The sequence below is a fragment of the Oceanirhabdus sp. W0125-5 genome (genome assembly GCF_027938815.1).
Taxonomy (GTDB): Bacteria; Bacillota; Clostridia; order Clostridiales; family Clostridiaceae; genus Oceanirhabdus.
Genome location: NZ_CP115913.1, coordinates 3,250,945 through 3,276,683 on the forward strand (window position 1 = coordinate 3,250,945; position 25,739 = coordinate 3,276,683).

Sequence of the window (25,739 nt, forward strand, 5' to 3'; positions counted from 1 at the left end):
AGGGAGGAAGATTTAAATGAGTAAATACAGTACAAAACCTGATTTTGTAAATATGGAACATGAAATGATAAACTTTTGGAAAGATCATAACTGCTTTGAGAAATTAAAAGATAAAAATAAGGATAATAAACCTTTTAGATTCCTTGATGGACCTATAACTGCAAATAATCCAATGGGTATACATCATGCCTGGGGAAGAACAATAAAGGATGTTTTCTTAAGATATAAAGCTTTAAATGGGTATTCATGTCATTATAGAAATGGATTTGATGCACAAGGCTTATGGGTCGAGGTGGAAGTTGAAAAGGAACTAGGATTTAAAGATAAAAGAGATATAGAAAAGTATGGAATGGAGAACTTTACTAATAAATGTGTTGAGAGAGTTACAAAGTTCTCAGGGGTAATAACTGAGCAGTCTAAACGTCTTGGTCAGTGGATGGATTGGGAGAATTCATATTACACTCATACTGATGAGAATATAGAGGGAATATGGACATTTCTACAAAAGTGTCACCAAAATGGATGGATAAAACAGGCATATCGCCCTATGCCATGGTGTCCTAGATGTGGAACTTCATTATCAGCTCATGAGATGTCTGGTTCATACCATGAAGTTGAGCATACTGCAGTATATGTAAAACTGCCATTAAAGGAAAAGCCTTGGGATATGTTAGTGTGGACGACTACACCATGGACTTTATCTTCCAATGTTGCCTTAGCTGTAAATGCTGAAATAGAGTATGCTGTAGTTAACTATGGTGGAGAGAGACCTTTAGTTTTAGCTAAAAATGCACTAAAGCTTCTTAAAAGAAAAGTAACAGTAGTAGAGACATTTATGGGTAGTGAGCTTGAGGGAATGCACTATGAAACATGTTTTCCATCACTTCCAGTTCAAAAGGAATTAGATCATAAAATAGTTTTATGGGATATGGTTTCAGCTGAAGAAGGCTGTGGAGTTGTCCATATAGCACCAGGTTGTGGAGCAGAGGACTTTGAACTTGGTCAGAATTTAGACTTAGAGGCTATATGTCCAATAGATGAATCAGGAACTTTTATGGAAGGCTATGATTGGTTAACTGGAATGAAAGCTTCAGAAGCTGCGCAGCTTGTATTTGATAAGCTAGAGGAGCAAGGAAAACTCTTTGAAACTCATAAATATACACATAGTTATCCAGTGTGCTGGAGATGTAAAACAGAGGTTTTATTCAGACTGGTACAGGAATGGTATATAAAGACTGATGAGATAAAACCAAGGCTTTTAAAGGCTGCTAGTGAGGTTAAATGGGAACCGGAATATATAGGTAAAAGAATGCAGAACTGGCTTATGAACATGGGGGACTGGAATATATCTCGTAAGCGTTTTTATGGGTTACCACTTCCATTCTATCAATGTAAAAAATGCGGAAAGCTTACTGTTGTAGGATCAAAAGAAGAATTAAGAAACTTAGGAGGAAGTAAGGTTGACGAGCTTCCAGAACTTCATAGACCTTGGATAGATAGTGTAAAGATAAAGTGTCCTCATTGTGAAGCAGAGGTTTCAAGAGTTAGTGCAGTAGGAGACGTTTGGCTTGATGCTGGAATAGTACCATTTACAACATTAGGTTACTTTAAAGATAGAGAAAAGTGGAAGAGTTATTTCCCAGCAGAGTGGGTAACAGAAATGAGAGAACAGGTAAGACTATGGTTCTACTCATTGCTATTTATGAGTGTTACCCTGGTAGACAAAGCTCCTTATGAGAAAGTTCTTGCCTATAATAGTGTAGTTGCAGAGGATGGAACAAGATTTTCAAAAACAGGCTTTATGATAAAGTTTGATGAAGCAGCTGAAAAAATAGGAGCAGATACAGTGAGATATCTCTTTGCAGGTGCTAATGTATCTAGCGATGTTAGATTCGGTTATAACCTTGGTGAGGAAGCAAAAAGAAAACTATTAGGCTTCTGGAATGTGTATGTTTTCTTTATGACATATGCAGAGCTTGAAAAGCCTGATATAGAAAACTTTGATTTTGCTGCATGTACTGATGTAACTGATAAATGGCTTCTTGTAAGAACTAATAAATTTATACAAAATTCTACTGCCTCTTTAGAAAATTATAAAACAGCTGAAGTAATAGATGAATTTGAAGCTTATGTTGATGATATATCAAACTGGTATGTGAGATGCAACAGACGTAGGTTCTGGAAGCAGGAGAAATCTAAAGATAAGTTAGCTGCTTATGGATGCTTATATAAAGCATTAAAAACAGCAGTTCAAGTAATGGCTCCAATAATACCTTTTATGACAGAATATATGTGGCAGAACATGGTGAGAAAATTTGAAAGGAACTCAGAAGAATCAATACATTTAAGCAGTTGGCCCGTACCAATACCTAATGTAGAAGATAATGATTTGCTAAAGGAAACTGAGACAGTAAGAAAAGTAATAGGATTATCACTTAAGGTGAGAAATGAGAATCAACTTAAGGTTAAGCAGCCACTTTCTGTTATGTATGTTAATTCAAGCTCAGAGAATAAAACTGCTGTAAGTAAAATGCTTCATATAGTAAAGGATGAGCTAAATATAAAGGAAGTAGAGTTCTTAAATGATTTCAGTACTCTTAATACAAGATATCTTACACTAAACTTTAAAAATGCAGGAGCTGTCTTTAAAGAAAGAGTTCAAGAATTAAAGAAAGCACTTGATAATATAACTTATGAAGAAATGATGTATATAATATCAAAATTTGATGTAGGAGAAAAGGCTAATTTACCTAGCTTTGGAGATGATGAGCTAGAGAAGGACTTATTTATAGAGAAAACAAAGTACAAGGAAAATATATCAGCTGCTTCTGATAATGATATATGTGTAGCACTTAAAACAGATCTCACTGAAGAACTTATACTTGAAGGATTATACAGAGAGCTTTTACGTCAGTGTCAGGTTCTACGAAAAGAAGCTAATTTGCGTATAGAGCAGAGAATAGTTCTTGGAATAAAATGTAGCAGTGAAAGAATGAAAGTAGTAGTTGAAAAGTACAGAGAAAATATAGCTGAGGAAACATTGGCTCTTAAACTTATGGAAGATATAGATAATCCATTAATGGTTAAAGGGGTAACGATAGGGGAATATGAAGTTAATTTACAGATAGGATTATAGAGAAATAGACTTAGTTATAAACAAATAAGAAAAGAGTAAAAGGGGAGAGTTGATATGCTAACACCATTTGTAAAAGAAGATAATTTTTTTAATGAGAAGCCATTTTTAAATGACGAGGTTCAATTTAATTTGATGCACAGAATCGCTGATGATTCAAATGCGTTATTATTAAGAGCAGAAGACAATAGAGCAATAGCTGCTCGTTCAACTAGTAAACATCCAATGTGGTTATGGACAGAGCCAAAGCTTAGCACTACTGAGGTGCAAGATGTTATTAAGGAAGTCAATATGCTTTTAGCGAATGAAGAATCCTTTGAACTTGTTGCAACTCATGAAATCATAGAGCTATTCTCAAAGGAGTTTGGTGGGCATTCTGAAGAAGTTATGGAGATGGAATCCTATCATTGTCCAGAAGTTTTGATGCCTGATTCAATTTCTGGAGTGATGAAAAAATCATCTATGGAGGATGTGGAAATAATTGCTGAATATTGCAAAGGCTTTATTTATTGGGGATTCGGTAAAGAGGTAACAAGAGAGAGTCAGCTAAAAGGAGCTGAAAGCTTAATAAAATCAGGCAATTTATATGTGCTTAAAGTTAATGGTAGTATTGTTTCTATGGCATATATAGCACACAGAGCACCAAGACATGCTCGTATCAACTATGTGTATACACCGCCAAAACATCGTAAAAATGGATATGCCAGTGAATTAGTAGCTTACCTAAGTAAAGTAATACTAGATGAAGGACTTACACCAAACCTTTATACTGATCTTTCTAATAGTACCTCTAACAAGGTGTACAAATCAGTTGGATATATAGAGTGTGGAAAGGTTAGGCATTATAGATTTAGTAGAACTAAAGCAGAATAAATTTAAAATGAGTTCATAGCAATGACTCCTTTCTTTATATTTGTGTGGTCAGAGACTCAATTATAACAGAAAACAGGGGTCATTGTTTTTTATATAAAAAACTATCAAAATTCCTAGAAATTAAGGATATAGAAACAAATAAAGGTGTGTAAACTTTATTATAATGATAATGTATTTATGTATTGCATATGAATGAAATATAACAAGGAAAAATTTATAATTATTAAAGGGTTTGAAGGAGTGATGAAAATGAAAACTTTGTTCGATCTAAGAAAGAAAGAAGATGGTGGAATGTTAGAGGACATCCAAAATCTTTATGATGAACCTTTAGAGATTGTCAGATTAGGAGATAAATCCATATCTTCATGCATTGGCTGTTGGAACTGTTGGGTCAAGACCCCTGGTAGATGTGTAATGAAAGATGAAATGGCTGAATTCTATCCAAATTATATAAACAGTGATACTGTCATCTTACTAATTGATACAGTACAAGGATTTATCAGCCATCAAGCTAAAGCTTTTTTTGACAGGACAATTCCACACTACCATCCATATATAGAACTTGTAGATGGAGAATGTCATCATGTTGCTAGATATAATAACTATCCTGATATGGTATTTTATTATGATACTGAAGATTTAACAAATCAAGAAGAACAGGTTATTGAAGATTATTTGTATCGTACTGCTTACCATTTTCAATCTAAAGCCTATCGAATTGTAAAAGATGGCAGTCTTCAATTACGATCCTTAGAAGCAAGGAAGGCTAAGAGACATGTTGTGGATTTTGCATCAATTGAACCCATGGAAAAACTAGTGATTTACAATGGTTCTCCTAGAATGAGTGGCAGCAATTCTGCACTTATACTAAAAAAAGCTATTGAAGCCCTTTGCGATAGAGTTGATATTCGAGATTTAAAGGAATGTGATAAATGGGATGAATGGGCAGAGAATTTTAAAAGTGAGAAACATGTTATGTTCTTCATGCCTTTATATGTCCACGCTATGCCTTCTCACGTAATGGGATTTATTGAGAAACTTCAAGTTTCCAACGGAAGTATTAGTTTTTTTGTACAATCTGGTTTTCCTGAAAGTAGTCAATCTCACTATCTTGAGGCATACTTTGAACAATTAGCTCTAAGGTTGGGAAGAACATATTTAGGTACAGCCATTAAGGGAGGGGTGGAAGGTTTACAGATTAGGCCGGCTAAGGATCAGGATAGAATAATGGAACCAATGATAAAGGCCATTGAGAATTTAGTGTACAAAGGAAATTTCAACAGAACAAGTATTGATAAATTAGCCATGCCAATTCGATTGGGAATGGGCAGGAAAATCCTCTTTAAGTTACTTAGCAAGATTGGACTAATTAATTTTTTCTGGAATAAACAGCTTAAAGAAAATCAAGCATATGAAAAACGTTTTAATTGCCCTTACTTATCTTTACCTAAAGAGAGCTAACGCATATTGATTGCTGTAATTCAAATACATTTAGTAAGGATAAATTGGAATATTGTTTCCTTATAGACAGTATATTAGACACCACCATACAGGTAGTGTCTTTTTATGTTCCACTGCAAAAGTATTCTTTAATTACTTAACTCACTCTAGCCTTAACTAACTCTCTAATATTTGTACTGATAAACTTTTTCATCCCCATCAAATTTTCCAGTATCCTTGAATTCTAATGATTTATATAAATTAATTGAAGGTTCATTATTTCTTTCTAATGAAAGGTTTATATACTTTGCTCCAATTTTCTCATAGATACTCATTGCTATTTTACAAGCTATTTTTCCATAACCTTTTCCTTGATGCTCCTTATCAATCATAATTCTCCAAGTATAATTATCAGGCTCATTTAACCATAAATCATTACGAAGCATAATAAATCCTACTGGACAATCATCCGAATAAATTAAATATGGTAAATTTTTAGTGGGATTAACATATGCTTGTTTTCTCTATGGAGATAGTAGAGAAGCTTGGTGACGTTTATAAGATAAGAATAGAGCATAAACAGGATGAAAATATACAAGGATATGCCCAATCAAATATTGGGATAAATCACAAAAAAGCTTACGTGGAGTTTTCTCCTAAGAGTAAAGAACTTAGCTTTCTAGAGGATAATACTTTAACAGATTATTTAAAGGAAAACGAATATCAGTTTAGAAAGTTACTACATAATAAAAGACCTAGAAGCTACTATGTTGGATTTAAATTGATCTTTTCTTTTAGGGATAAAAAGGATGTAGCTGGCTTTAATGATAGGAAAAAGATAGTGGTTTTAGATAAAAGTGGGTATGAGGTAGATAGCTATGTTATGGATAAGGGAGATGATAGGATTCATAAAATATATACTGATGGTAGCTTTTTAGAGAAACAGAATAAAGGAGCCTTTGCTCTTATAATTGAGGATTTAGAAGGAAATTATAAAACTCACTCTGAGAAAGTTTTTGAAAGTGGCAGCAGTCAAACAGAGCTTATGGCCGCTATGAAGGGATTAGAGATTCTCAAAGATGTTGAAAAGATTAGAATAGTTACTGATAGTCAATATGTAAGAAAAGGGTTAACAGAGTGGATATTTTGCTGGAAGATAAATGGATGGCTTACTGCTAATGGTGAAAAGGTTAAGGACATAGATAACTGGGTTAAATTCGATAAACTTACAGAAGGAAAATACATTGAGTTTCAATGGGTAAAAGGACATTCAGATCATTTTGAAAATACACTTTGTGATCTTTATGCGAAGGAAGCTACAAAATAGATAAATATATTTTTCAGTTAAATAATTTAAAATTAACAAATGAATTTTAAAACTGAACCCTAGTTTTTAAAAAACAACTAGGATTAGAACTACAGTTCACTAAAATTGAAGAATTTTTAAGTTCCCTCAGGCTAATGTCGTGAGGGAACTTTTGTTTAGGTACAGTTTATATTCCTTTAGTTTTGTGAGTTCTTTTTTAATTTATGCTACTAAAAAATTTGTATTTAAATATTTTATTTCAAAAAACCACTTGCAGTTGACGTTACGTCATCTGGTATTATTTAAACATGAATTATGTGAAGAAAGAAGTAAGTTACCCATAATTTTCATGTGATGTTCATTTTGTATGGAGAACAACTTACTTCGAAATATAAAGATTGTTTGGAGGGATATATTATGAAGATAAACTCAATGTTCGCTGAAGAATTAAGAATCATAACTATACCTGAAATGAGGGTTGCAGTTTGTAATATTGTAAGTGAAGCACCAGAGGAAGATGCATTAAACATAGTTTTGGAATGGGCAGAAAGTGAAAAAATAATGGGAACTGCTCGTATCTTTGGATTTAATACTAGTCCATATTCTAAAGAGAGTAATGAGTATGGTTGGGCAGCTTGTGTAACTATTCCAGAAGATATTGATTTACCAGAATATCTTGAAGAGAAAAGGATGTCAGGGGGTCTCTATGCCTCACTTAGTTGTGTAAATGAAATATATGATTCATGGCAGAAAGTGATGAAGTTGTTAAAAGAAAATACTGAGTATGTATTTGATGAAACTCGTTTAGGTCTTGAGGAACATATAAGTAAAGGCGGGATAAAAGGGAATAGAGAATTTTACATAAATCTTTTAGAGCCAGTAAAAGAAATAGGCAATTAGAAGTGATTAATAAGGGGGTGCTAGTATGAGTAATGAAATTAGAAAAATGTATGAAGAAGCTCTTGATTCTATTATGAATCAAATGAAAAAGGATAAATATGTTATTGGTGTGCTACTTGGGGGAAGCTTATCCTATGATGTTGTATGGGAAAAATCAGATATTGATTTGATAGTAATTGTTGAAGATACAAAGAAACCATATAAATTCCATAGTTTTACTGAGAACAATATAATTATAAATGCTTCCATTTATAATCGAAATAAATTCATGAGGCTATTTGAATCACAACTAAGCAGCAGTCGTTTCCATTCATTTATATCGAAGTCTACTCTTTTGTTTTCAAAAGATGAGTCATTAACAGAATACTATAACAATATGATTAATGTTGGTGAGAATGACAACAACATGATTCTTGTATTATATGGTGCAATGGCTGTGGCACATTTAGCTAAGGCACAAAAATGGTTACTAATAAAAGATGACTATATGTACAGCTACTATGAAATAACACATTTGATAAGAATACTTGCAGATATTGAAGTTGTTCTTAACAATGAAATACCTACAAGAGAGGCCATACATAGAGCTTTAAAATATAATGATAACTTTTTTAGGAAGTTATATATAGATTTAGCGCAAGAAGAAAAAAATCCAAAGAATATTTGTAAGGCTATTGAGTTAATACAAAAATATCTTGAAGAAAGAACTTGTAAGTTATTCAATCCCATATTGGAATTATTATCGGATTATGGGGACTTAATTGGCGCTACAGAATTACATGAGCGATTATCTAAAAAAATGGATATCGATAAGGCTTTATTAATTGAAGCTTTTGAATGGCTGGTAGAAAAAGAAAAGATACAAAAATCTTCTTTACCTGTGAGAATAACAACAAAAAGTAGAATTCAAGTTGAAGAAGTAGCATATTGCATATAAGGAGATGTTAGTATGATTAAAAACTTAGAAATTAAAGGTGCACGAGTGAATAATCTAAAGGATATAAGTGTTAATATACCTAAAAATGCTCTTACTGTGGTTACTGGTGTTAGTGGCTCGGGAAAATCCTCCCTTGTATTTGATGTAATATTTAGTGAAGGGCAAAGAAGATTCTTATCATCTTTGAATACATACGCAAGAAGGTTTGCTCCACTATTAAAAAAGCCTGATGTTGATTTTGTTTTTGGATTATCTCCAGTATTAGCTATATCACAGAAGAAAGGGATAAACAATCCAAGATCAACGGTTGGGACTATGACAGATATTTCTGACTATCTAAGAGTTCTTTTCTCATCTCTAGGAACTATTAATTGTCCATATTGTTCACATGAATTTGAATCAAAAACTACAAATCAGATTGTTGAACACATTTTAACTTTACCAGAGGGAACAACTGTAGAAATATATGCTCCAGTTAATAAAGTATATGGTGAAGATTATGATTATTTATTTGATGAGATAAGATCAAAAGGATATAGGAAATTTAGAGTTGATGGTGTATTACTTGATTCTGGAAAGAAACATGGATTAGATGATAACAAGGAATATAGAATTGAGGTATTAATTGATAAATTTGTTATTAAGGATTCAATACATAAGCAGCTTACTGAAACTATAAATAATGGTTTATTTATTGGTGAATGCTTCTTATGTATAGACATTTATGGAGAAAAAATTGACGAAAATGCTTTAACAGAATTTTATAATAGATTTGGCTGTAAGGATCACCATATAGTTGTTGGAGAACTTTTACCATACTATTTTACACCTAATGAGTCAGATAGCGCATGTAGTACATGTCGTGGAACAGGCATATATCGCAAGGCTGAACCTAGGTTAGTTGTTGACAAATGGAATAAGACAATTAGACAAGGCGCTTTAACAAATACATTTCTAAGCATTAAACATCCTGGTAAATATATGATGCTATATAGTTTGGCTCAACATTATAATTTCAGTCTTGATATACCTTTTAAAGAGTTACCATTAGAAGCACAAAATGTGTTGTTTTATGGAACTAATGGAGAAAAAATAAAACAAATCAGACCAGATGATGTTTCAAAGAAGCATCCTGATGAAGGAAAATTTTTACGCTACAGTGGAATTATAAATCAATTAGATAAAGCATATAGAATATCTAGCAGGAAAGGTGATGCTGAGTATAATTATGATTTTATATATAAAAAGCATATGTCAGAGCAAGTGTGTCCAGAATGTAATGGTACAAAACTTAAAAGACAGAGAATGCTGGTAAATATTAATGGTAAAAATATATACGAACTAGGGGAAATGCCTATAGATGAGCTGGTAGATTTTCTAGAAAGTACATCTATACCTCTTAATAAAAAGCAGATAGGGGATCAAATATTAAAAGAAATAACTAGCCGCCTTAAATTGCTTTTAGATGTAGGTTTAAATTATATAAATTTAAACAGAAGAGGTGATAGTGTATCTGGAGGAGAATTACAGAGGATTCGTCTATCTACTCAGCTTAGTTCAGGACTTTCTGGAATGTTGTATGTACTTGATGAACCAAGCATCGGTCTCCATTCCAGGGACAGTAATAAAATAATCAAGACTTTGAAGCAACTAGTAGATGCAGGTAATACTGTATTAGTAGTTGAACATGATATGGACACTATTGCCGCAGCAGATCATATAATTGAAGTTGGTCCTGGTCCTGGTAATTATGGTGGACAGATAATGGCAGAAGGAAATATTAATGAAATTTCTAAAGATAAAAAATCTCTCACTGGACAATATCTGAGTGGTAGTAAGAATATCCCTTTGCCTCAAACAAGAAGAGAATCAAATGGTAACTATATTAGCATAAGGGGAGCTCGTGAAAATAACCTGAAAAATGTTAATGTGGATATTCCTTTAGGTGTATTTATTTGTGTCACTGGGGTTTCAGGCTCAGGTAAGAGTAGTCTTATAAATAGCGTTCTGCATAAAGGTCTACATTCAAAATTATATGATATAAGGACAACACCTGGGAAACATGATTCAATAGAAGGGTATGAATGTATTAATAATGTAATTAATATAGATCAATCACCTATAGGTAGAAATTCTCGTTCAAATCCAGCTACTTATATTGGTTTCTTTAATAAAATACGTGACTTGTTTGCAGATACTGATGATGCGAAGAAATGGGGTTATGAGAAATCACATTTTAGTTCAAATAATAAAGATGGACGTTGTGATGAATGTGCTGGAAACGGTCTATTGATAACAGAACTTCAATTTATGCCTGATGTAGAAACTGTATGTCCTGCATGTAAGGGTACAGGCTTTAGTAAGGATATTCTAAAAGTTAAGTATAGAGGTAAAAATATTTCTGAAGTCCTAAATATGTCAGTAGAAGAAGCACTTCAATTTTTCAGTGATCATAAATATATAGAACATAAACTTAAAGTAATGGCTGAGTTAGGATTAGGATATATAAAACTCGGTCAGTCTTCCAGTACCCTTTCTGGAGGCGAAGCTCAGAGAATTAAACTTGCTTCAGAGCTTGGTAAAATAAAAAGAGGGGCTCATAACCTTTATATTCTTGATGAGCCTACAACTGGCTTGCATCTGTCTGATATAAAGTATCTTTTAAATAGTCTAAGTAAACTGGTGAATGCTGGACATACGGTATTAGTTATTGAACATCATATGGATGTTATAAAATCATCAGATCACATAATTGATATAGGTCCAGAAGCAGGTAAATTAGGAGGATATGTAGTAGCTGAAGGGACTCCTGAAGAAATTATGAATGTTTCTGAATCGTATACAGCTCAGTTTCTAAGAAAAGTATTGTAGTATATCTTAATCAAGTGTGTCAAGCTATGTTTAAAAATAGTTTTGAATATACATCAATTTTAAAGGGAAGCCATTTTGACTTCCCTTGATACACCTTTTATGAGAAATATAACTTAACTGATAATGGTCATAATCTACAAATCATTACTAAATGTATATGCAATTCCCAGTCCATCATCATAAATATCATCTACATCTAAATGTTTCTTAAAATTATTCCCAACCATTTCTTTTATTACTGATTCCCAGAATAGATGTGATATTGAATTATTAGGATGGAGAGTTAGCTCCCATTTACCTGGATGCATCTCAAATACTTTCTTAGCTGCATATTTTCCTATTCCACTTCTACGATATTTCTTCATAACAAAGAACTCACTCATAAAAAGCGTATCTTTATCTTTAGATACATAACAATAATCACATACCATAGCAAACCCTGCGAGTTTGTCATTAACTTTTATAAAATATGGGAATCTTTGCTTTTCTGTCCAATAGTAATCTAAATATGTATACCCATATAACCCAAGAAAATTCACATCACTATTTTCATACTCTGAAAAGTCATATTCATACAACTCGATTAATCGTGCTAATATTTCTCGTTCCTCTTGAGCTACCTTTACAATTTCTATATTCATAATAAACTTTCCCCTTTTCTTATGATGTATAAACTTTTTTATTACAGATGATTTACAATTTTATAATAAATTATAGATAGTCTGCACTCTAATTATAACTTAATTCCAATATAATGTAAAAGCTGGTAAAGGTTTTTCTAGAACACTAGCATTGATAAGTACTGTGGGTTAAATATATAATAAAAGTATTACTGTAGTTTAGTTTTAGAAAGTTACTTATTCACTTTTTAATTAAGGGGTTGAGTTTATGAAAAGGGTTAACAGAGTGGATATTTTGCTGGAAGATAAATGGATGGCTTACTGCTAATGGTGAAAAGGTTAAGGACATAGATAACTGGGTTAAATTCGATAAACTTACAGAAGGAAAATACATTGAGTTTCAGTGGGTAAAAGGACATTCAGATCATTTTGAAAATACACTTTGTGATCTTTATGCGAAGGATGCTATAAATTAGATAAAGGAGTAATTAATTTTATGATACAAAAAGGTTAATAAATTAAAAATATTAAAAATCGACAAAAAATACTTGAATATCAGAATATTAGTGTTATAATACTTATTATAATTTAACTCGTATATGCTTGGTAATTGGTCCAAGCGTTTCTACCAGCTAACCGTAAATTAGCGGACTACGAGGAGTTGTTTGTATCATGGTGATATAATATTTTCTTTTTATAGATATCTGAGAGTATTAAATAACGTTATGGTATATTTTATAGCAACACCTCGAACTTTTTTTGAGGTGTTGCTATTTTTTTTAAGAAATTATGACATAAGGAGATCAAGTACATGAACAAAGAAAAGATGCACCAAAGAGAAATTAACTTAACTTATGAAGTAGAGGATAATCCATCATTATTTAAAAAGATATTGTTTGGATTTCAGCACATTTTTGCTGCTTTTGGAGGAATAGTAGTTGTACCACTTGTATTATCAAGTGCTTTAGGATTAGATGCAAAAACTACAACAGCAGTTATAAGTGCATCAATATTGGCAGCAGGTTTAGCAACTATTGTACAAGCTAAGGGTTTTGGCCCTGTTGGTTTTAAGACATCATGCATAATGGGGACAGACTTTACTTTTGTATCTCCATCTATATCAGTAGGTACTGTTTTAGGATTACCAGGAATAATTGGCGCCACAATTTTAGGGGCAATTTTTGAAATTATTTTGAGTTATTTTATTAGACCTTTAATGAAATTGTTTCCACCAATAGTTACAGGGACAGTTGTATGTTTAATTGGACTTACCTTATTACCAGTTTCTATAGATTGGGCAGCAGGAGGTTATGGTTCAGCTGATTATGGAAGTATGTTGAATATTTCAATTACAATGTTAGTTTTAATTTTAACTTTAGTATTAAATAATTATGGAAAAGGTATGATAAGTAGTGCCTCAATATTAATTGGAATGATAGTAGGATACTTGGTATGTATACCATTAGGATTAGTTGATTTTACAGCAGTACAACAAGCAAGTTGGGTATCGTTTCCGAATATATTTGAATATGGTGTTATATTTGATTTTAAGGCTCTATTAGCATTTATTCCAGCATACTTTGTAACAACTATTGAAACTGTTGGTTGTTTGAAGGCAGTAGGAGAAGCTTCAAATATTGACATGAATGATAAAAGGATAGGCTCAGGCGTACTGGCAGATGGGGTTGGCAGTATTATAGGAGGAGCAGTTGGTGCATTTCCAAACACTTCATTTAGCCAAAATGTAGGAGTAATATCATTAACAAAGGTAGCAAGTCGTCATGTAGCTGTAATGGCGGGTATATTGATGGTTGCATTAGGTTTTTTACCTAAGCTCGCAGCTTTAATAAGTGGAATTCCTCAACCAGTACTAGGTGGAGTAGGTATAGTAATGTTTGGAACAGTTGCAGCTGCAGGTATAAAAACATTAAGCAGAGTAAAATTAACAGATAGAAATCTTTTGATAATTGCTACATCTATAGGATTAGGTTTAGGTGTAACATTTAGACCAGATGTAATTGCACAACTGCCTGAAGGACTAAAAATGATATTTGCATCAGGAATATCAACAGGAACAATAACAGCTTTAGTTTTAAATCTAGTATTAAAAGAAAAGGCTATAAAAATAGAAGAAAATAGAGATGCATTAGGAGAGGTAATATAATGGATAGTTTAAAAGAACGTATATTAAAAGAAGGAAAAGCGTTAGATGAAACTGTATTAAAGGTTGATTCTTTTTTAAATCATGGTGTTGACCCTAAATTAATGTATGATATGGGTACACATTTTAAAAAATATTTCGAGAAACATGGAATCACAAAAATATTTACAATAGAGAGTTCAGGAATTGCTCCAGCTGTAATGACAGCAATGCAAATGGATTTAAGTATGGTTACATTAAAAAAGCAAAAGTCTAAAATTTTAAATGGTGGAGTTTATCAAACAACAGTGCATTCCTTTACTAAGGGATTAGATTACGAACTTACCTTATCTAAGGATTACATTTCAAAGATTGATAAAGTTCTTATTATAGATGATTTCCTGGCAAATGGTGAAGCAGCTTTAGGAGCTATCAGGCTAGTGGAAGAAGCCGGTGCTACTGTTGGAGGAGTTGGAATTGTAATAGAAAAATCATTTCAACCAGGTAGGAAAATGCTAGATGAAAAAGGGTATGATGTGTATTCATTAGCAAGAATTAGTAAACTTCAAAAGGGTTCAATTGAATTTTATTAGAAAAAGTAATATAAAGTAGATAAAGACTATGAAGAATCTAAGTGACTTAGAACTTCATAGTCTTTTTGCGTTAAGTAAATTCTATTGTCCAAATAGCTTAATTATGCATTGGTATATTTGTAATGATTTGGAAGGTTAACTTATAAATATGTAGAATAGTACAATAGAATATTTATTTACTAACTTAGGTTCTATTAAATATGGAAATTTTTAATAACTTTAGGATTTCTTAATAATTGGAATGTTAAAATTGAATCATCAAATGATACAAGGAGGTGGAGTAATGATACTCAAAATGTTGAAAAAAGATTTACTAAGAAATAAGGTAATATCAATAGCTATTTTCACATTTATAATGTTATCAGCTCTTTTTATTGCAAGTGGCACAAATATGATTATAGATTTAAACAATTCATTTGGGTTTCTAATTAAAGAAGCTAGTGCACCACATTTTGTTCAGTATCATTCAGGTGATATCGACCAGGAAATTATTGATAACTGGAGTAAAAACAATCCCTTAGTAAAACAGCACCAAACCTGTGAAACACTTAAGATTGAGGGATCAAAAATTTATTTAAACAGCAACAAAGAATCTGAACACAATACAGTAATGGACTTAATATTTCTTAAGCAAAATGAATCTTTTGATTATTTATTGAACTTAAATAATCAAAGGATAATAGTTAACGATGGTGCAATTGCTGTTCCTATTCTCTATATGCAAGAGAATGGTTTGAAGGTTGGAGATAATATTTTAATTAAAGATGAAAATATAGAATTATCATATAAAATTACTGATTTTGTAAGGGATGTTCAAATGAACTCTTCACTTGTGAGCTCTAAAAGATTTGTTGTGAGTGAATCAGACTTTGAAAAATTAAAGAAAAATTTTGGAGAAATTGAATATGAAATTGAATTCCAACTTCATGATTTAAAGGATATATCTGAATTTTCAAATCAGTATGAGGCATCAAATCTTCCACATAAAGGGATACCTATTGACTTAGGAATAATAAAAATCCTAAACAGTGTAACAGATGGGCTAATAGCGGCAGTAATTGTTTTAATTTCACTACTGATAAATCTAATCGCACTTTTATGTTTAAGATTTACAATCCTTTCAACAATGGAAGAAGATTATCGTGAAATAGGCGTAATGAAAGCTATAGGTATAATACCTAAGGATATAAAACGTATCTACATGTATAAATACTCGTTCATTGCAATTAGCGCATCTATTGTTGGATTTATTATATCTATTATTTTAAATAAAAAATTTTCACAAAATATAATGTTATATTTTGGAAGTGCTCCGAAGTCCATTAATGAGTTCTTACTACCAATATTTGCAGCCTTCTCTATTGCTATTATTGTTATAGTCTTTTGTAGGATAATCCTAAGACGATTTGGAAGAATTTCAGCAATTGAAGCTATACGGATGGGTAATACTGGTGAAACCTACAAAAGCAGTAAAGTATTAGCACTTTATAGACGTTCATTTATTAATCCTAATATCTTTTTAGGAGTGAGAGATGTTATTTTACGATTTAAGTTATATGTATTATTATTTTTCGTGTTTATCCTGTGTACTTTTATTATTATTGTTCCTCTGAATTTTTTTAATACAATCCAATCATCAAATGTTAGCACATATATGGGAATTGAGAAAAGTGATATATTCATTGATTTGCGTCTATCGGACAAAACAATTGAACTGTTTGATGAAATGGTTAAATATGTTGAACAAGATTCTGATGTTGTACGTTCTGTAGCATTTATAACTTGTCAATATGATGTTATTAATAAAGATGGCAGCAAGGAGAGTCTGTCAGTTGGAACTGGAGATTTTTCAGTGATGTCCCTTAAATATGTCAAAGGCTTAGCGCCAAAGCTTAACAACGAGATTGCCCTATCATTTTTAAGTGCAGATGAATTAGAAAAAAACGTGGGTGATGAACTTGATCTTTTGATAAAGGGTGAAATTAGAAAGATGATTGTTACTGGTATCTATCAAGACATTACCAATGGGGGGAGAACTGCAAAAGCAAATATTGAAACTGATCATGATAGAGCTTTATGGTATAACCTTAATATTGATGTAAAAAATGATGTGAAAGGAAAGGTTGATGAATATAAAAAACTATTTAAAGAAGCAAAGATTATTGAATCAGAAGATTTCATGAATCAGACTTTTGATAATACCATAAGTCAGCTTAAGCTAGTAATAATAGTGGCTATAGTTTTAGCAATTCTTGTGGCAATGTTGATTACTTCATTATTTTTAAAAATGCTCATTGCAAAGGATTCATCTCAAATAGCCATTATGAGGAGTATAGGTGTAACATTAAGGGATATCCGAGTACAGTACATTACTAAATCACTAGTGGTTCTAAACTTAGGTATTGTTATTGGAACAATTATGGCGAATTATTTAGGAGAAAAATTATTTAGTATTGTGCTTTCTTTCAGAGGTGCACCTAACTTTAAATTTGAGGTAAATCCTCTTCAAGCTTATGTATTAAGTCCTGTGATACTGATGGTTATCGTAACAATAACAACACTAATTAGTATTGCATCAATAAAACAATTAAATATTTCGGATATAAATCAGGAATAAATGAGGTGATTAAATGAGTAATATATTGGAAGTAAGGAATTTATGTAAAACCTACGTGGTAAATAAGAGACAAAACCATGTTCTTAAAAATATTAACTTAACTATTAAGGAAGGGGAGTTTGTATCTGTGATGGGGCCTTCTGGTTCGGGTAAATCTACATTATTATATAATGTAAGTGGAATGGATAAAATGACAGCTGGAGATGTTTTATTTGATGGTGAGAATATCGGTAATTTATCGGAAAAGGAACTGTCAAAACTGCGCTTGAATAAGATGGGGTTTGTATTTCAACAAATAAACCTGCTAAAAAACTTAGGAATTATCGATAATGTAATAATGTCAGCTTATATGGCTAAAGAACGAAAACGAAAAGACATTAATAAACATGCCATTGAGTTAATGAAAAGAACAGGTATTATTGAATTAGCTGATCATGATATTACTCAAGCATCAGGAGGACAATTACAAAGAGCTGCTATTTGTAGAGCATTAATTAATAATCCAAAAGTTATTTTTGGTGATGAGCCTACAGGTTCTTTAAATTCAAAAACAGCCGCTGAAATTATGGATATATTTAATGAAATTAATGAAAGTGGAACAACGATTATGTTGGTAACACATGATATAAAGGTAGCATCGAAAACAGAACGAGTATTATATATGATTGATGGTAAGATTGAAGGGGAATTTATCTTAGGTAAATATGACAAAGAGGACGATGACAGTAAGCAAAGAGATGTTAAACTAACCCAGTGGCTGATGGATATGGGGTGGTAAAGAATAGGAGGAGTGTAATGGAGCAGATATTATTAGTTGAAGATGAAAAGGAATTAGCACTAGTTACAAGAGATTATTTTAATAAAAAAGGGTATCAAGTAAAAATAATCGAAGATGGGAAAGCTGCTTTAGATTATTTGATGTTAAACCCAGTTAAACTGCTTATATTAGACATAATGCTGCCAGAGGTAGATGGTTTAACCATTTGTGAAGAAGTTAGAAAAAAATCCAACATTCCTATTATTATTATTAGTGCTAAAACAGGAGAAGATGCTAGGATTATTGGTATCGAATTAGGTGCTGATGATTATATTGAAAAGCCATATTCAGTTAAGGAACTTTTTGTTCGAGTAAAATCCCAGCTTAAAAGAGCTTATGAAATGACCATTGAAATGGATAAATTGGTAGATGGGGATTTAACCATTGATATAGTTGGAAGGCAAGTATATATTAAAGGAGAGAGACTTTTGTTAGCTACAAAAGAATTTGAACTTCTTAAGATACTGGTTGAAAACAAGGGACGTGTAATTCATAAAGAAAAGCTTTTTAATATGGTATGGGGGACTGATTGCTTTAGCGAATTCTCAACACTAACAGTTCATATCAATAAGTTAAGAGAAAAAATTGAAAAGAAGCCTAAAGATCCTAAATACATCGTGACAGTATGGGGTGTAGGGTATAGATATGAAGGTATGATATGAAAAGAAAATTTTTATTTATAACTGCTTGTTGGTTAATATCCATGATAATTCTAATCCTTTCAGCATCAAAAAACTCTTATAATATTGATGGTAGCTTTAAAGTATCTATAAATAGAATACAGCAAAGTTTAACAACTGATTTAGAAAAGAATATTCAATTAATTAATGCTTTAAATAAGGAAGAACTGCCTTTAATAAATAGAATAGAAATAATTGATTATAGGCATAAAACTTATGATGAAAGTAATAGATTTTTTAATGTTGGTACTATTAAAAATGAAACAGTTGTTTTTAAACCCATTGAAGGAACAAATTATATAGTTAAGTATAGTATTGAGAATAATCCCCATGAGACAAATTATGCGTTTTTATGGTGTGTAATGATACTCACAGGTGCATACTTTACTTTTATGATTCATATTTTAATGCTTAATAAAAATATTATTAAGCCTATGAATAAACTTTCTAGTATAACAAAGCAAATGGCCAGGGGTTACTTAGGAGAAGTAACCCTTCAATACAAGAACAAAGATTTGAAAGACTTCATATGGGGTTTGGATATGCTTAGAGTACAGTTATCATATGAAAGAGAAAAAAAAGTAGAGTTAGAAAAGCAGAGAAGGACTTTGGTTGCGGGTTTATCCCATGATATTAGAACGCCTCTATCTTCAGTAAAGAACTATGTAATAGCCTTAAAAGAAGAACTTTATGATAGTAGAGAAGATAAAAATAATGCTTTTCAAATTATACTTGATAAAGTAGAAGTTATAGAAAAACTTACTAAAGAATTGCTAGAAAGTTCATCAAAAGATATAAATCATATTGAAGTTATACCAAAAGAAACATATATGTTTGAGATTAAAAATAGATTAAATAGAATTATTCATCAAAAAACTGATTTACTACATATGGATTACTTTGAAGGAGAACTAGATGAAAACCTAATGGTGTTGGTTGACTTTGAGCGATTACAAGAAGTTTTTGATAATCTTGTTGAAAATGCTATAAAGTATGGTGACTTAAAAAGCATTAAGGTTAGTTATAGTACAGAAGATAATCATCAATTAATAGAAATCCATAATACTGGAACCTCAATACCCAAAAAAGAAGTTAAGTACATTTTCAACAGTTATTATAGAGGCTCTAATGTAAATGATAAACCAGGTTGTGGATTAGGGCTATATATTTCAAAACAAATCATGAGAAATATGCAGGGTGATATTTATACAAAGAATACTGAAACCGGTGTAAGTTTTGTCATTGTGATTAAACAAGCTTGATAAGTTAATTATAATGACATATTATTTAGTAATAAAAAGAAAAAGAGACTTATCTATAACAAAAAACGTTATATATAGGTCTCACTATTTAAAACTAATCCAGATAAAATAGCAATATATTGACTAGGTATAAGGTTCTAGAGTTGATAGTTTTGATATTAATTTGTAGAACAACAACCACTACCTTTTCTAGAAGGGGATTTCTCATCTATAGGTACTGAATTATCAATATTATCCAAGTCATCTGTTACTTTAATTATCCCATCAATCATACCCATCCAACAACTGAAATTTATATCATTATTACCAGGAGTAAATTCTATTATATTTTCACCTTCACTTAATTTTTTTTGTATATCATATGAAGGAACGATTATTTCATTATTACATGTTGTTAATCCTTTCCCATCTATTACCCATTTTACAGGGATACCTTTTTGGACATAGAGCACATTTGGGAGATATCCACTGTAGTCCGCAGTCATTTTAAGTATTTGGTAGCCATCTTTAATTTCTGCTTTAGTATAATTTATTTGGATATTCTCACTTCTATTAGATAAAAATCCTAGTTTTGAAGAAAAATTAACTCCTGATAAGAGAGCTCCTCTATTTATCATTATGAACCCAAGAATAATTACAAGTACACCACTTAATTTTAAAATTTTCCTTGAATAACTTTTGTTTAACATAGTAACTGCTATACCAAAAGAAAGCATTAAGGGAACAGTACCTAGTGAGAATGCAAACATTGATAGTGCACCTTTAATAGCACTACCAGTACCTAAAGCATAAAGCTGCATTGTTTGTAGTGGTCCACACGGCATAAAACCATTGAGAATCCCTACAATAAAAGGAGCTTTAGTTTTTTTATTAGATGAACATATTGACCATGGAAGTTTTATATGTAATTTTCTAAATATTTTAAAACCAGCTAGATTGAAACCCATAATTATCATAAATAATCCTGCAAAAATAGTTATAGCAGATTTTGCATATAACGATATAGAAAAAATTGAGCCTATAGCACCAACAACTCCACCAAGTATCGTATAAGAAATCACTCTTCCTAAATTATATAATAATGCTGGTGTAAGAGGAACTAACTTGTTCTTTTTGATAGATGATATACTTTGTGAAAGCATTATTCCTCCACACATTCCAACGCAATGAAGAGATGTGAAAAGGCCCACAATAAATAAAACAATAAGTGCCGATCCTTGTTGAAGTTTTGACTCCATATTAAATGAGCCTGAATATTTACCTAATATTATTATGATTGCAGCAATAGCTAATATACCTATAATATTTTTAAAATCTAAATTCTTTGAATGTGGACTTGCAATTTCATATCCAGATTTAATAATTGCTTCTTCTATTAATGTACAAGTACATATCTCAGAATTGTATTCAACACTTACAGAAGAATTCCTATAACTTGCTTTTGCATTTATAACACCCTCAACCTGTCTTACATCACTTTCAATTAAAATTTCACAGGAAGAACAGTGCATACCTTGAACCTTGAAAATTTGTCGTTTTACTGACATTAATTTCCCCCCTATTTGATTAATAATATAAACTAAAATAATACCTAAGTAAAAATATGGTAATCAATTTAATATAAGTATATCAAAAGAATGTGTGATTTTTATGAAGAAATAAAATGCTTATTCTTAAAATTTCAAATAGTATAAAGCAAACTTTTTTAAGCATACTATAAATGTGTTAAAACTAATCGATAAAAGGAGATAAAAACATATGATTAAAACAGAAACATTAAATGCTACTTATCAAAAATGCATCGATATTTGTATAGAATGTGCTCAAGTATGCGAACATTGTGCTCATGCATGTTTAAATGAACCAGATCCTAAAGCAATGACTAGATGTATTAAATTAGACAGAGATTGTGCTGAAATATGCCGTCTTGCAGCTCAATTTATGATTAGAGATAGTGAATTTGCTATAGAAGCATGCGAATTATGTGCTAAAATATGTAAAGCATGTGCAGATGAATGTGCTAAACATCCAGTTGATCATTGTAAAAGATGTGAAGATGTTTGTAATCGTTGTGCTGATGAATGTAAGAACATGGCAAGATAATTGTTATAATGGTATAAATAAAATACTACATGTAAAACTCCTAAAATTTAGGAGTTTTTTATGTATACTTATATTTTTTTAGATATTTTTTCATAAAGGTCATTGGCACAGATAGCAGTTAAAGCTTCACCATCAACTATTGCAAATGGACCTTTCCCACATAAACCACATTCATCAACACATGGAGCAACTTCCACATGAGCATCTTTATGATTTTCTTTAATTCTGTTTAAAACCTCTTCAGTTCCTAAGCTAAGATTATGTTGACAAAATATTATTTTTGACATATCAAACCTCCTGTTATAAAATATTTAACCCACCCCATAAGGGGGGTGGTAAACTAAGATTATCATGGATAAATCTGTATGTCAATATATAAATATATTAACTGTCGATTTCGACAAAAAAGAATGAAATTAACACCATAATTTAAATAACATTTTAATAATATTTAAAATTACAAACAACTTCATAATTATCACACAATTTAATGATATAATAATTGATATTTAACAATTTTTATTTGAAATAATAATTTATGATTTAATAAAGTGTTGCTAAAAAAAGTATAAGGGGGAAGTATGAGGAAGAAAATCGAAAAGATAAGAAATATTATTCAGTTATTTTCCATAATTGTTTTTACAGGTTTATTTGGTTTAATTCTACATAATTTTCGTAAAGTGTATGAGAGTATTTTAGATGGGGTAAGTAACTTTAATGTACAGGCGTTATTTATGGTATTACCATTGATAGGGATTACTTTAATATTTGGAAGATTCTTTTGTGGGTGGTTATGTGCTTTTGGAGCGATAAATGATTTTATTTATAAGATTTCCAAGAAAGTACTTAAAGTAAATATTAAAGTAAATAAAAAAGTTGATTCCACTTTAAAATCTATAAAATATATATACTTTTTAGGAATTGTAGTTTTCACATGGACATTAGGAAATAATTTTCTAAGTACTTATGATCCATGGAGTGCGTATGCTAATATAAAGTATTTGCCATCAAGTTTTATAAATAAACCTAGTGCATTTTTAATTTTAATCTCTACGTTAATCGGAGCTGCCTTTATTGAAAGGTTTTTTTGTAGATATTTATGTCCATTAGGAGCTATTCAATCAATGATATCTAAATTAAAAATCTCAAATATTAGTAAGAATACAAGTATTTGTGGTAAATGTACTCTTTGTACTAAAAAATGTCCAATGGGGATAAATCTTAAAGGAAAAGAAAGTATAATCAGCAGTGAATGTATTAGTTGTCTAAATTGTGTATCTAATTGTCCTAAGAAAAATGCAAACAAGAAAATTATTGGCTTGAAAACACCGCCTATTATTTTTGTAGTGTTTGGATTAATAATTTTCTTAATGTCATATTTATCTGAAGCATCAATTATTCAAAGTTTACCTGAAAATAAGAAAGTAGTTAGTGAAGAAAAAATATTAACACATAAGAATATAGACAACTCTAATAATGAAAATAAAGTAGATAATAATTTTAGTGATGATTCTTCAATAATAGAAGAAATGAATAAAATAAATACAAATATTAAAAGTAATGAAAAGAGTAATTATAAAGAATACATGGAAGAATCTAATTATAGCAACAAATTAGACGAGAATATAGATGAGAAAATAGAAGACAAAAAAGAAAATAAGATTTATAATGATGGTACATTTAGAGGAATAGAACTTGATCTAACAGTAGAAGTTACTCTATATAGTGATGAGATAGTTAACATTGAAATAATATCTCATGGAGAGGAAATTGGTTATTTTGAAGAAACTTTTGAGGTAATTCCAAAGGCGATTCTTAAAAGTCAGTCAACAGGAGTAGATGTAGTATCTGGTGCTACAGATACAAGTGAGCGATTATTGGATGCAATAAGGGATGCTCTTTATAGAGCTAAAATTCCCAAATAATAATTAAGTTTATAAGGTGTATGCAAAATTGTATACACTTTTTTTATACACATAATTCCTCCATAATTTAATGATAGACTCTAAGAAATAAATGAAATTAACAATAGAATGTAGTAAATATTCTAGGAAGGGGATAAAAGTGAATAAGAAATTAAAGAGTTTTTTATCTGCATTAATTTTATCAACAATATTAAGTTCTAATTTTTCTGTGTTAGCACACTCCAGTTCAGAACAAATTAAAGAAAAAGCACAATACCTAAATAATCAAAATAGCAATTTAGAGGAAATACAAGATAAAATTGATGAGTTGAGTAAAATAATTACTATCTTGGAGTTAAGTATTGTGGGAGAGCAATTTGAAATAAACAAGAATATTAATGAAAATAAGGAACTGAAAAAAAGTATAACGAATTATGAAAATGATATTTTAAATTTATTGAATGAAAGAGAAAATAATAAAGAGCTATATGAAGAGACTTTAAAGAATATAGATAGTTTTGAATTCTCTGAGGATACAGAGAAGTTATTTTTAAATAAATTAAACTATCAATATACAGTAGTACAAGAAAAAATTGAAGATTTAATAAGAAAGAAAATAGTAAAAAAAGATGGATTAGAAAAAGATTATTTGGAAAAAGAAAATAGAATTACTGAGAGTAAAAAGTTACTGTCAAAATTTGAAGAAGAACTACATAATAATGAATTTCAGCTTAAAGATTTTCAGATTAAAAAAGATAACATTTTCTTAGATATAAAAAATACTGAAAAAGTTATTGATGATATTTTGAGTAGAGTAAATAATCAATTAAATATTAAAGGGGAAGAGATTATAACATATGCAAAAAGCTTTTTAGGCACACCTTACTTATGGGGTGGAACAAAACCAGAAACAGGCTTTGATTGTTCAGGATTTATACAATATGTGTATAAAGATTTTGGTATAAAACTAGGGAGGACAACCTATAATCAGATAAAAGATGGAACTCATATACAGAAAGAAAATCTTAAACCAGGGGATTTGGTGTTCTTTGGAAGCTGGAATAATCCATATCATAATGGGATTTATGTAGGAGATGGCAAGTTTATTCATTCTCCGAAAACAGGTGATGTTATTAAAATATCAAAATTGAATGTGATGAATTTTTTAACTGGAGTGAGAGTAATTAAATAAAAGTGTAATTACACTTAAAAAACTCATAAAAATCACATATATTTTTGATATTGTTTTAATAAATAATCTCGAATATTTAAGAATGAAGGGAGTATTAAAAATGGGATTCTGTGATTTTGGTTATGGAATTAGAGGTATGGGAAGTATGATGTTTTTAGGATGGATTTTTATTGCTGTAATAATGTACTTATTATTTACCAATAAAAATAGTACATATCTTGAAAGAAGAAATGTTTATGATGACTCGGCTCTTAGAGTTTTAAATGAAAGATATGCTTCAGGAGAAATTTCAGAAGAAGAATATCAAAAAATTAGAAAGAATATTAGCTAGAGAGTTAATCTCTAGCTTTT

Annotated in this window: 21 protein-coding genes, 1 pseudogene and 1 riboswitch; of the genes and pseudogenes, 18 read left to right on the forward strand and 4 right to left on the reverse strand. The window is 30.7% G+C overall.

Annotated features, from left to right (window positions below):
- Positions 1-16: 16 nt before the first annotated feature.
- From ileS to OW730_RS14995, 3 genes are all read left to right on the forward strand, one after another.
- Positions 17-3,136, forward strand: coding sequence for an isoleucine--tRNA ligase (gene ileS / locus OW730_RS14985; protein WP_271224862.1), 3,120 nt, complete (start codon positions 17-19; stop codon positions 3,134-3,136).
- 54 nt (positions 3,137-3,190) lie between these two features.
- Complete coding sequence (locus tag OW730_RS14990) at positions 3,191-4,006, forward strand: GNAT family N-acetyltransferase (protein WP_271224863.1); 816 nt, start codon at positions 3,191-3,193, stop codon at positions 4,004-4,006.
- A gap of 249 nt (positions 4,007-4,255) precedes the next feature.
- Positions 4,256-5,467: a hypothetical protein gene (locus tag OW730_RS14995; protein ID WP_271224864.1), complete on the forward strand. Its 1,212-nt coding sequence runs from the start codon at positions 4,256-4,258 to the stop codon at positions 5,465-5,467.
- 164 nt (positions 5,468-5,631) lie between these two features.
- Here OW730_RS14995 and OW730_RS15000 read toward each other — a convergent pair.
- A pseudogene (locus tag OW730_RS15000) lies at positions 5,632-5,928 on the reverse strand (GNAT family N-acetyltransferase); the annotation flags it as partial.
- 44 nt (positions 5,929-5,972) lie between these two features.
- Here OW730_RS15000 and OW730_RS15005 point away from each other — a divergent pair.
- The 4 genes from OW730_RS15005 to uvrA all read left to right on the forward strand — a co-directional run bounded on the left by OW730_RS15005 (position 5,973) and on the right by uvrA (position 11,460).
- Positions 5,973-6,773, forward strand: a complete 801-nt coding sequence (locus OW730_RS15005; RefSeq protein WP_271224865.1) for a ribonuclease H family protein — start codon at positions 5,973-5,975, stop codon at positions 6,771-6,773.
- A gap of 396 nt (positions 6,774-7,169) precedes the next feature.
- Entirely contained in the window at positions 7,170-7,652 is a 483-nt protein-coding gene (locus OW730_RS15010) for a GyrI-like domain-containing protein (RefSeq protein ID WP_271224866.1), read from the forward strand.
- Positions 7,653-7,677: 25 nt separating this feature from the next.
- Positions 7,678-8,589 carry a hypothetical protein gene (locus tag OW730_RS15015; protein ID WP_271224867.1) on the forward strand — a complete coding sequence of 304 codons (912 nt, stop codon included), beginning with the start codon at positions 7,678-7,680 and terminating at the stop codon, positions 8,587-8,589.
- A gap of 12 nt (positions 8,590-8,601) precedes the next feature.
- A complete protein-coding gene (uvrA, locus tag OW730_RS15020) occupies positions 8,602-11,460 on the forward strand; it encodes an excinuclease ABC subunit UvrA (protein ID WP_271224868.1) in 2,859 nt (952 codons plus the stop codon).
- 134 nt (positions 11,461-11,594) lie between these two features.
- Here the strand turns inward: uvrA and OW730_RS15025 are convergent, their stop codons facing one another.
- Complete coding sequence (locus OW730_RS15025; RefSeq protein ID WP_271224869.1) at positions 11,595-12,101, reverse strand: GNAT family N-acetyltransferase; 507 nt, start codon at positions 12,099-12,101, stop codon at positions 11,595-11,597.
- Positions 12,102-12,385: 284 nt separating this feature from the next.
- Here OW730_RS15025 and OW730_RS15030 point away from each other — a divergent pair, with 284 nt between their 5' ends.
- The 7 genes from OW730_RS15030 (at position 12,386) to OW730_RS15060 (ending at position 20,189) form a co-directional block, all read left to right on the forward strand.
- Positions 12,386-12,556, forward strand: a complete 171-nt coding sequence (locus OW730_RS15030; RefSeq protein ID WP_271229579.1) for an RNase H family protein — start codon at positions 12,386-12,388, stop codon at positions 12,554-12,556.
- 97 nt (positions 12,557-12,653) lie between these two features.
- Positions 12,654-12,754, forward strand: a riboswitch (purine riboswitch).
- Between the two features lie 137 nt (positions 12,755-12,891).
- Positions 12,892-14,244 (forward strand): uracil-xanthine permease family protein, encoded by a 1,353-nt coding sequence (locus OW730_RS15035; protein ID WP_271224870.1) that lies wholly within the window; start codon positions 12,892-12,894, stop codon positions 14,242-14,244.
- A complete protein-coding gene (locus OW730_RS15040; protein WP_271224871.1) occupies positions 14,244-14,813 on the forward strand; it encodes a xanthine phosphoribosyltransferase in 570 nt (189 codons plus the stop codon). Before OW730_RS15035 ends, OW730_RS15040 begins: the two co-directional genes overlap by 1 nt.
- 283 nt (positions 14,814-15,096) lie before the next feature.
- Positions 15,097-17,430 carry an ABC transporter permease gene (locus tag OW730_RS15045; RefSeq protein WP_271224872.1) on the forward strand — a complete coding sequence of 778 codons (2,334 nt, stop codon included), beginning with the start codon at positions 15,097-15,099 and terminating at the stop codon, positions 17,428-17,430.
- Positions 17,431-17,443: 13 nt separating this feature from the next.
- Complete coding sequence (locus OW730_RS15050; RefSeq protein WP_271224873.1) at positions 17,444-18,208, forward strand: ABC transporter ATP-binding protein; 765 nt, start codon at positions 17,444-17,446, stop codon at positions 18,206-18,208.
- Positions 18,209-18,225: 17 nt separating this feature from the next.
- Positions 18,226-18,909, forward strand: a complete 684-nt coding sequence (locus tag OW730_RS15055) for a response regulator transcription factor (protein ID WP_271224874.1) — start codon at positions 18,226-18,228, stop codon at positions 18,907-18,909.
- Positions 18,906-20,189 carry a HAMP domain-containing sensor histidine kinase gene (locus tag OW730_RS15060; protein WP_271224875.1) on the forward strand — a complete coding sequence of 428 codons (1,284 nt, stop codon included), beginning with the start codon at positions 18,906-18,908 and terminating at the stop codon, positions 20,187-20,189. The genes OW730_RS15055 and OW730_RS15060 overlap by 4 nt, the downstream gene beginning before the upstream one ends.
- A gap of 158 nt (positions 20,190-20,347) precedes the next feature.
- Here OW730_RS15060 and OW730_RS15065 read toward each other — a convergent pair whose 3' ends face one another.
- Positions 20,348-21,736: an urease accessory protein UreH domain-containing protein gene (locus tag OW730_RS15065; protein ID WP_271224876.1), complete on the reverse strand. Its 1,389-nt coding sequence runs from the start codon at positions 21,734-21,736 to the stop codon at positions 20,348-20,350.
- A 211-nt stretch (positions 21,737-21,947) separates the two neighbouring features.
- On the opposite strand from OW730_RS15065, the gene OW730_RS15070 reads away from it, so the two are divergent.
- The gene (locus OW730_RS15070) at positions 21,948-22,292 is read left to right on the forward strand and encodes a four-helix bundle copper-binding protein (protein ID WP_271224877.1); all 345 of its coding nucleotides are present in this window, start codon (positions 21,948-21,950) and stop codon (positions 22,290-22,292) included.
- Between the two features lie 68 nt (positions 22,293-22,360).
- On the opposite strand, the gene OW730_RS15075 is transcribed toward OW730_RS15070, so the two are convergent.
- Entirely contained in the window at positions 22,361-22,579 is a 219-nt protein-coding gene (locus OW730_RS15075) for a DUF1450 domain-containing protein (RefSeq protein ID WP_271224878.1), read from the reverse strand.
- Between the two features lie 294 nt (positions 22,580-22,873).
- On the opposite strand from OW730_RS15075, the gene OW730_RS15080 reads away from it, so the two are divergent.
- From OW730_RS15080 to OW730_RS15090, 3 genes are all read left to right on the forward strand, one after another.
- Positions 22,874-24,217, forward strand: a complete 1,344-nt coding sequence (locus OW730_RS15080) for a 4Fe-4S binding protein (protein ID WP_271224879.1) — start codon at positions 22,874-22,876, stop codon at positions 24,215-24,217.
- A 139-nt stretch (positions 24,218-24,356) separates the two neighbouring features.
- A complete protein-coding gene (locus OW730_RS15085) occupies positions 24,357-25,388 on the forward strand; it encodes a C40 family peptidase (RefSeq protein ID WP_271224880.1) in 1,032 nt (343 codons plus the stop codon).
- Positions 25,389-25,488: 100 nt separating this feature from the next.
- Positions 25,489-25,719, forward strand: a complete 231-nt coding sequence (locus tag OW730_RS15090; RefSeq protein ID WP_271224881.1) for an SHOCT domain-containing protein — start codon at positions 25,489-25,491, stop codon at positions 25,717-25,719.
- Positions 25,720-25,739: the final 20 nt, after the last annotated feature.

What these genes read in the sequence shown, in the direction of transcription:
- ileS (WP_271224862.1), top strand. Translation starts at nt 17, where the DNA reads ATGAGTAAATACAGTACAAAACCTGATTTTGTAAATATGGAACATGAA.
- OW730_RS14990 (WP_271224863.1), top strand. Translation starts at nt 3,191, where the DNA reads ATGCTAACACCATTTGTAAAAGAAGATAATTTTTTTAATGAGAAGCCA.
- OW730_RS14995 (WP_271224864.1), top strand. Translation starts at nt 4,256, where the DNA reads ATGAAAACTTTGTTCGATCTAAGAAAGAAAGAAGATGGTGGAATGTTA.
- OW730_RS15005 (WP_271224865.1), top strand. Translation starts at nt 5,973, where the DNA reads ATGGAGATAGTAGAGAAGCTTGGTGACGTTTATAAGATAAGAATAGAG.
- OW730_RS15010 (WP_271224866.1), top strand. Translation starts at nt 7,170, where the DNA reads ATGAAGATAAACTCAATGTTCGCTGAAGAATTAAGAATCATAACTATA.
- OW730_RS15015 (WP_271224867.1), top strand. Translation starts at nt 7,678, where the DNA reads ATGAGTAATGAAATTAGAAAAATGTATGAAGAAGCTCTTGATTCTATT.
- uvrA (WP_271224868.1), top strand. Translation starts at nt 8,602, where the DNA reads ATGATTAAAAACTTAGAAATTAAAGGTGCACGAGTGAATAATCTAAAG.
- OW730_RS15025 (WP_271224869.1), bottom strand. Translation starts at nt 12,101, where the DNA reads ATGAATATAGAAATTGTAAAGGTAGCTCAAGAGGAACGAGAAATATTA.
- OW730_RS15035 (WP_271224870.1), top strand. Translation starts at nt 12,892, where the DNA reads ATGAACAAAGAAAAGATGCACCAAAGAGAAATTAACTTAACTTATGAA.
- OW730_RS15040 (WP_271224871.1), top strand. Translation starts at nt 14,244, where the DNA reads ATGGATAGTTTAAAAGAACGTATATTAAAAGAAGGAAAAGCGTTAGAT.
- OW730_RS15045 (WP_271224872.1), top strand. Translation starts at nt 15,097, where the DNA reads ATGATACTCAAAATGTTGAAAAAAGATTTACTAAGAAATAAGGTAATA.
- OW730_RS15050 (WP_271224873.1), top strand. Translation starts at nt 17,444, where the DNA reads ATGAGTAATATATTGGAAGTAAGGAATTTATGTAAAACCTACGTGGTA.
- OW730_RS15055 (WP_271224874.1), top strand. Translation starts at nt 18,226, where the DNA reads ATGGAGCAGATATTATTAGTTGAAGATGAAAAGGAATTAGCACTAGTT.
- OW730_RS15060 (WP_271224875.1), top strand. Translation starts at nt 18,906, where the DNA reads ATGAAAAGAAAATTTTTATTTATAACTGCTTGTTGGTTAATATCCATG.
- OW730_RS15065 (WP_271224876.1), bottom strand. Translation starts at nt 21,736, where the DNA reads ATGTCAGTAAAACGACAAATTTTCAAGGTTCAAGGTATGCACTGTTCT.
- OW730_RS15070 (WP_271224877.1), top strand. Translation starts at nt 21,948, where the DNA reads ATGATTAAAACAGAAACATTAAATGCTACTTATCAAAAATGCATCGAT.
- OW730_RS15075 (WP_271224878.1), bottom strand. Translation starts at nt 22,579, where the DNA reads ATGTCAAAAATAATATTTTGTCAACATAATCTTAGCTTAGGAACTGAA.
- OW730_RS15080 (WP_271224879.1), top strand. Translation starts at nt 22,874, where the DNA reads ATGAGGAAGAAAATCGAAAAGATAAGAAATATTATTCAGTTATTTTCC.
- OW730_RS15090 (WP_271224881.1), top strand. Translation starts at nt 25,489, where the DNA reads ATGGGATTCTGTGATTTTGGTTATGGAATTAGAGGTATGGGAAGTATG.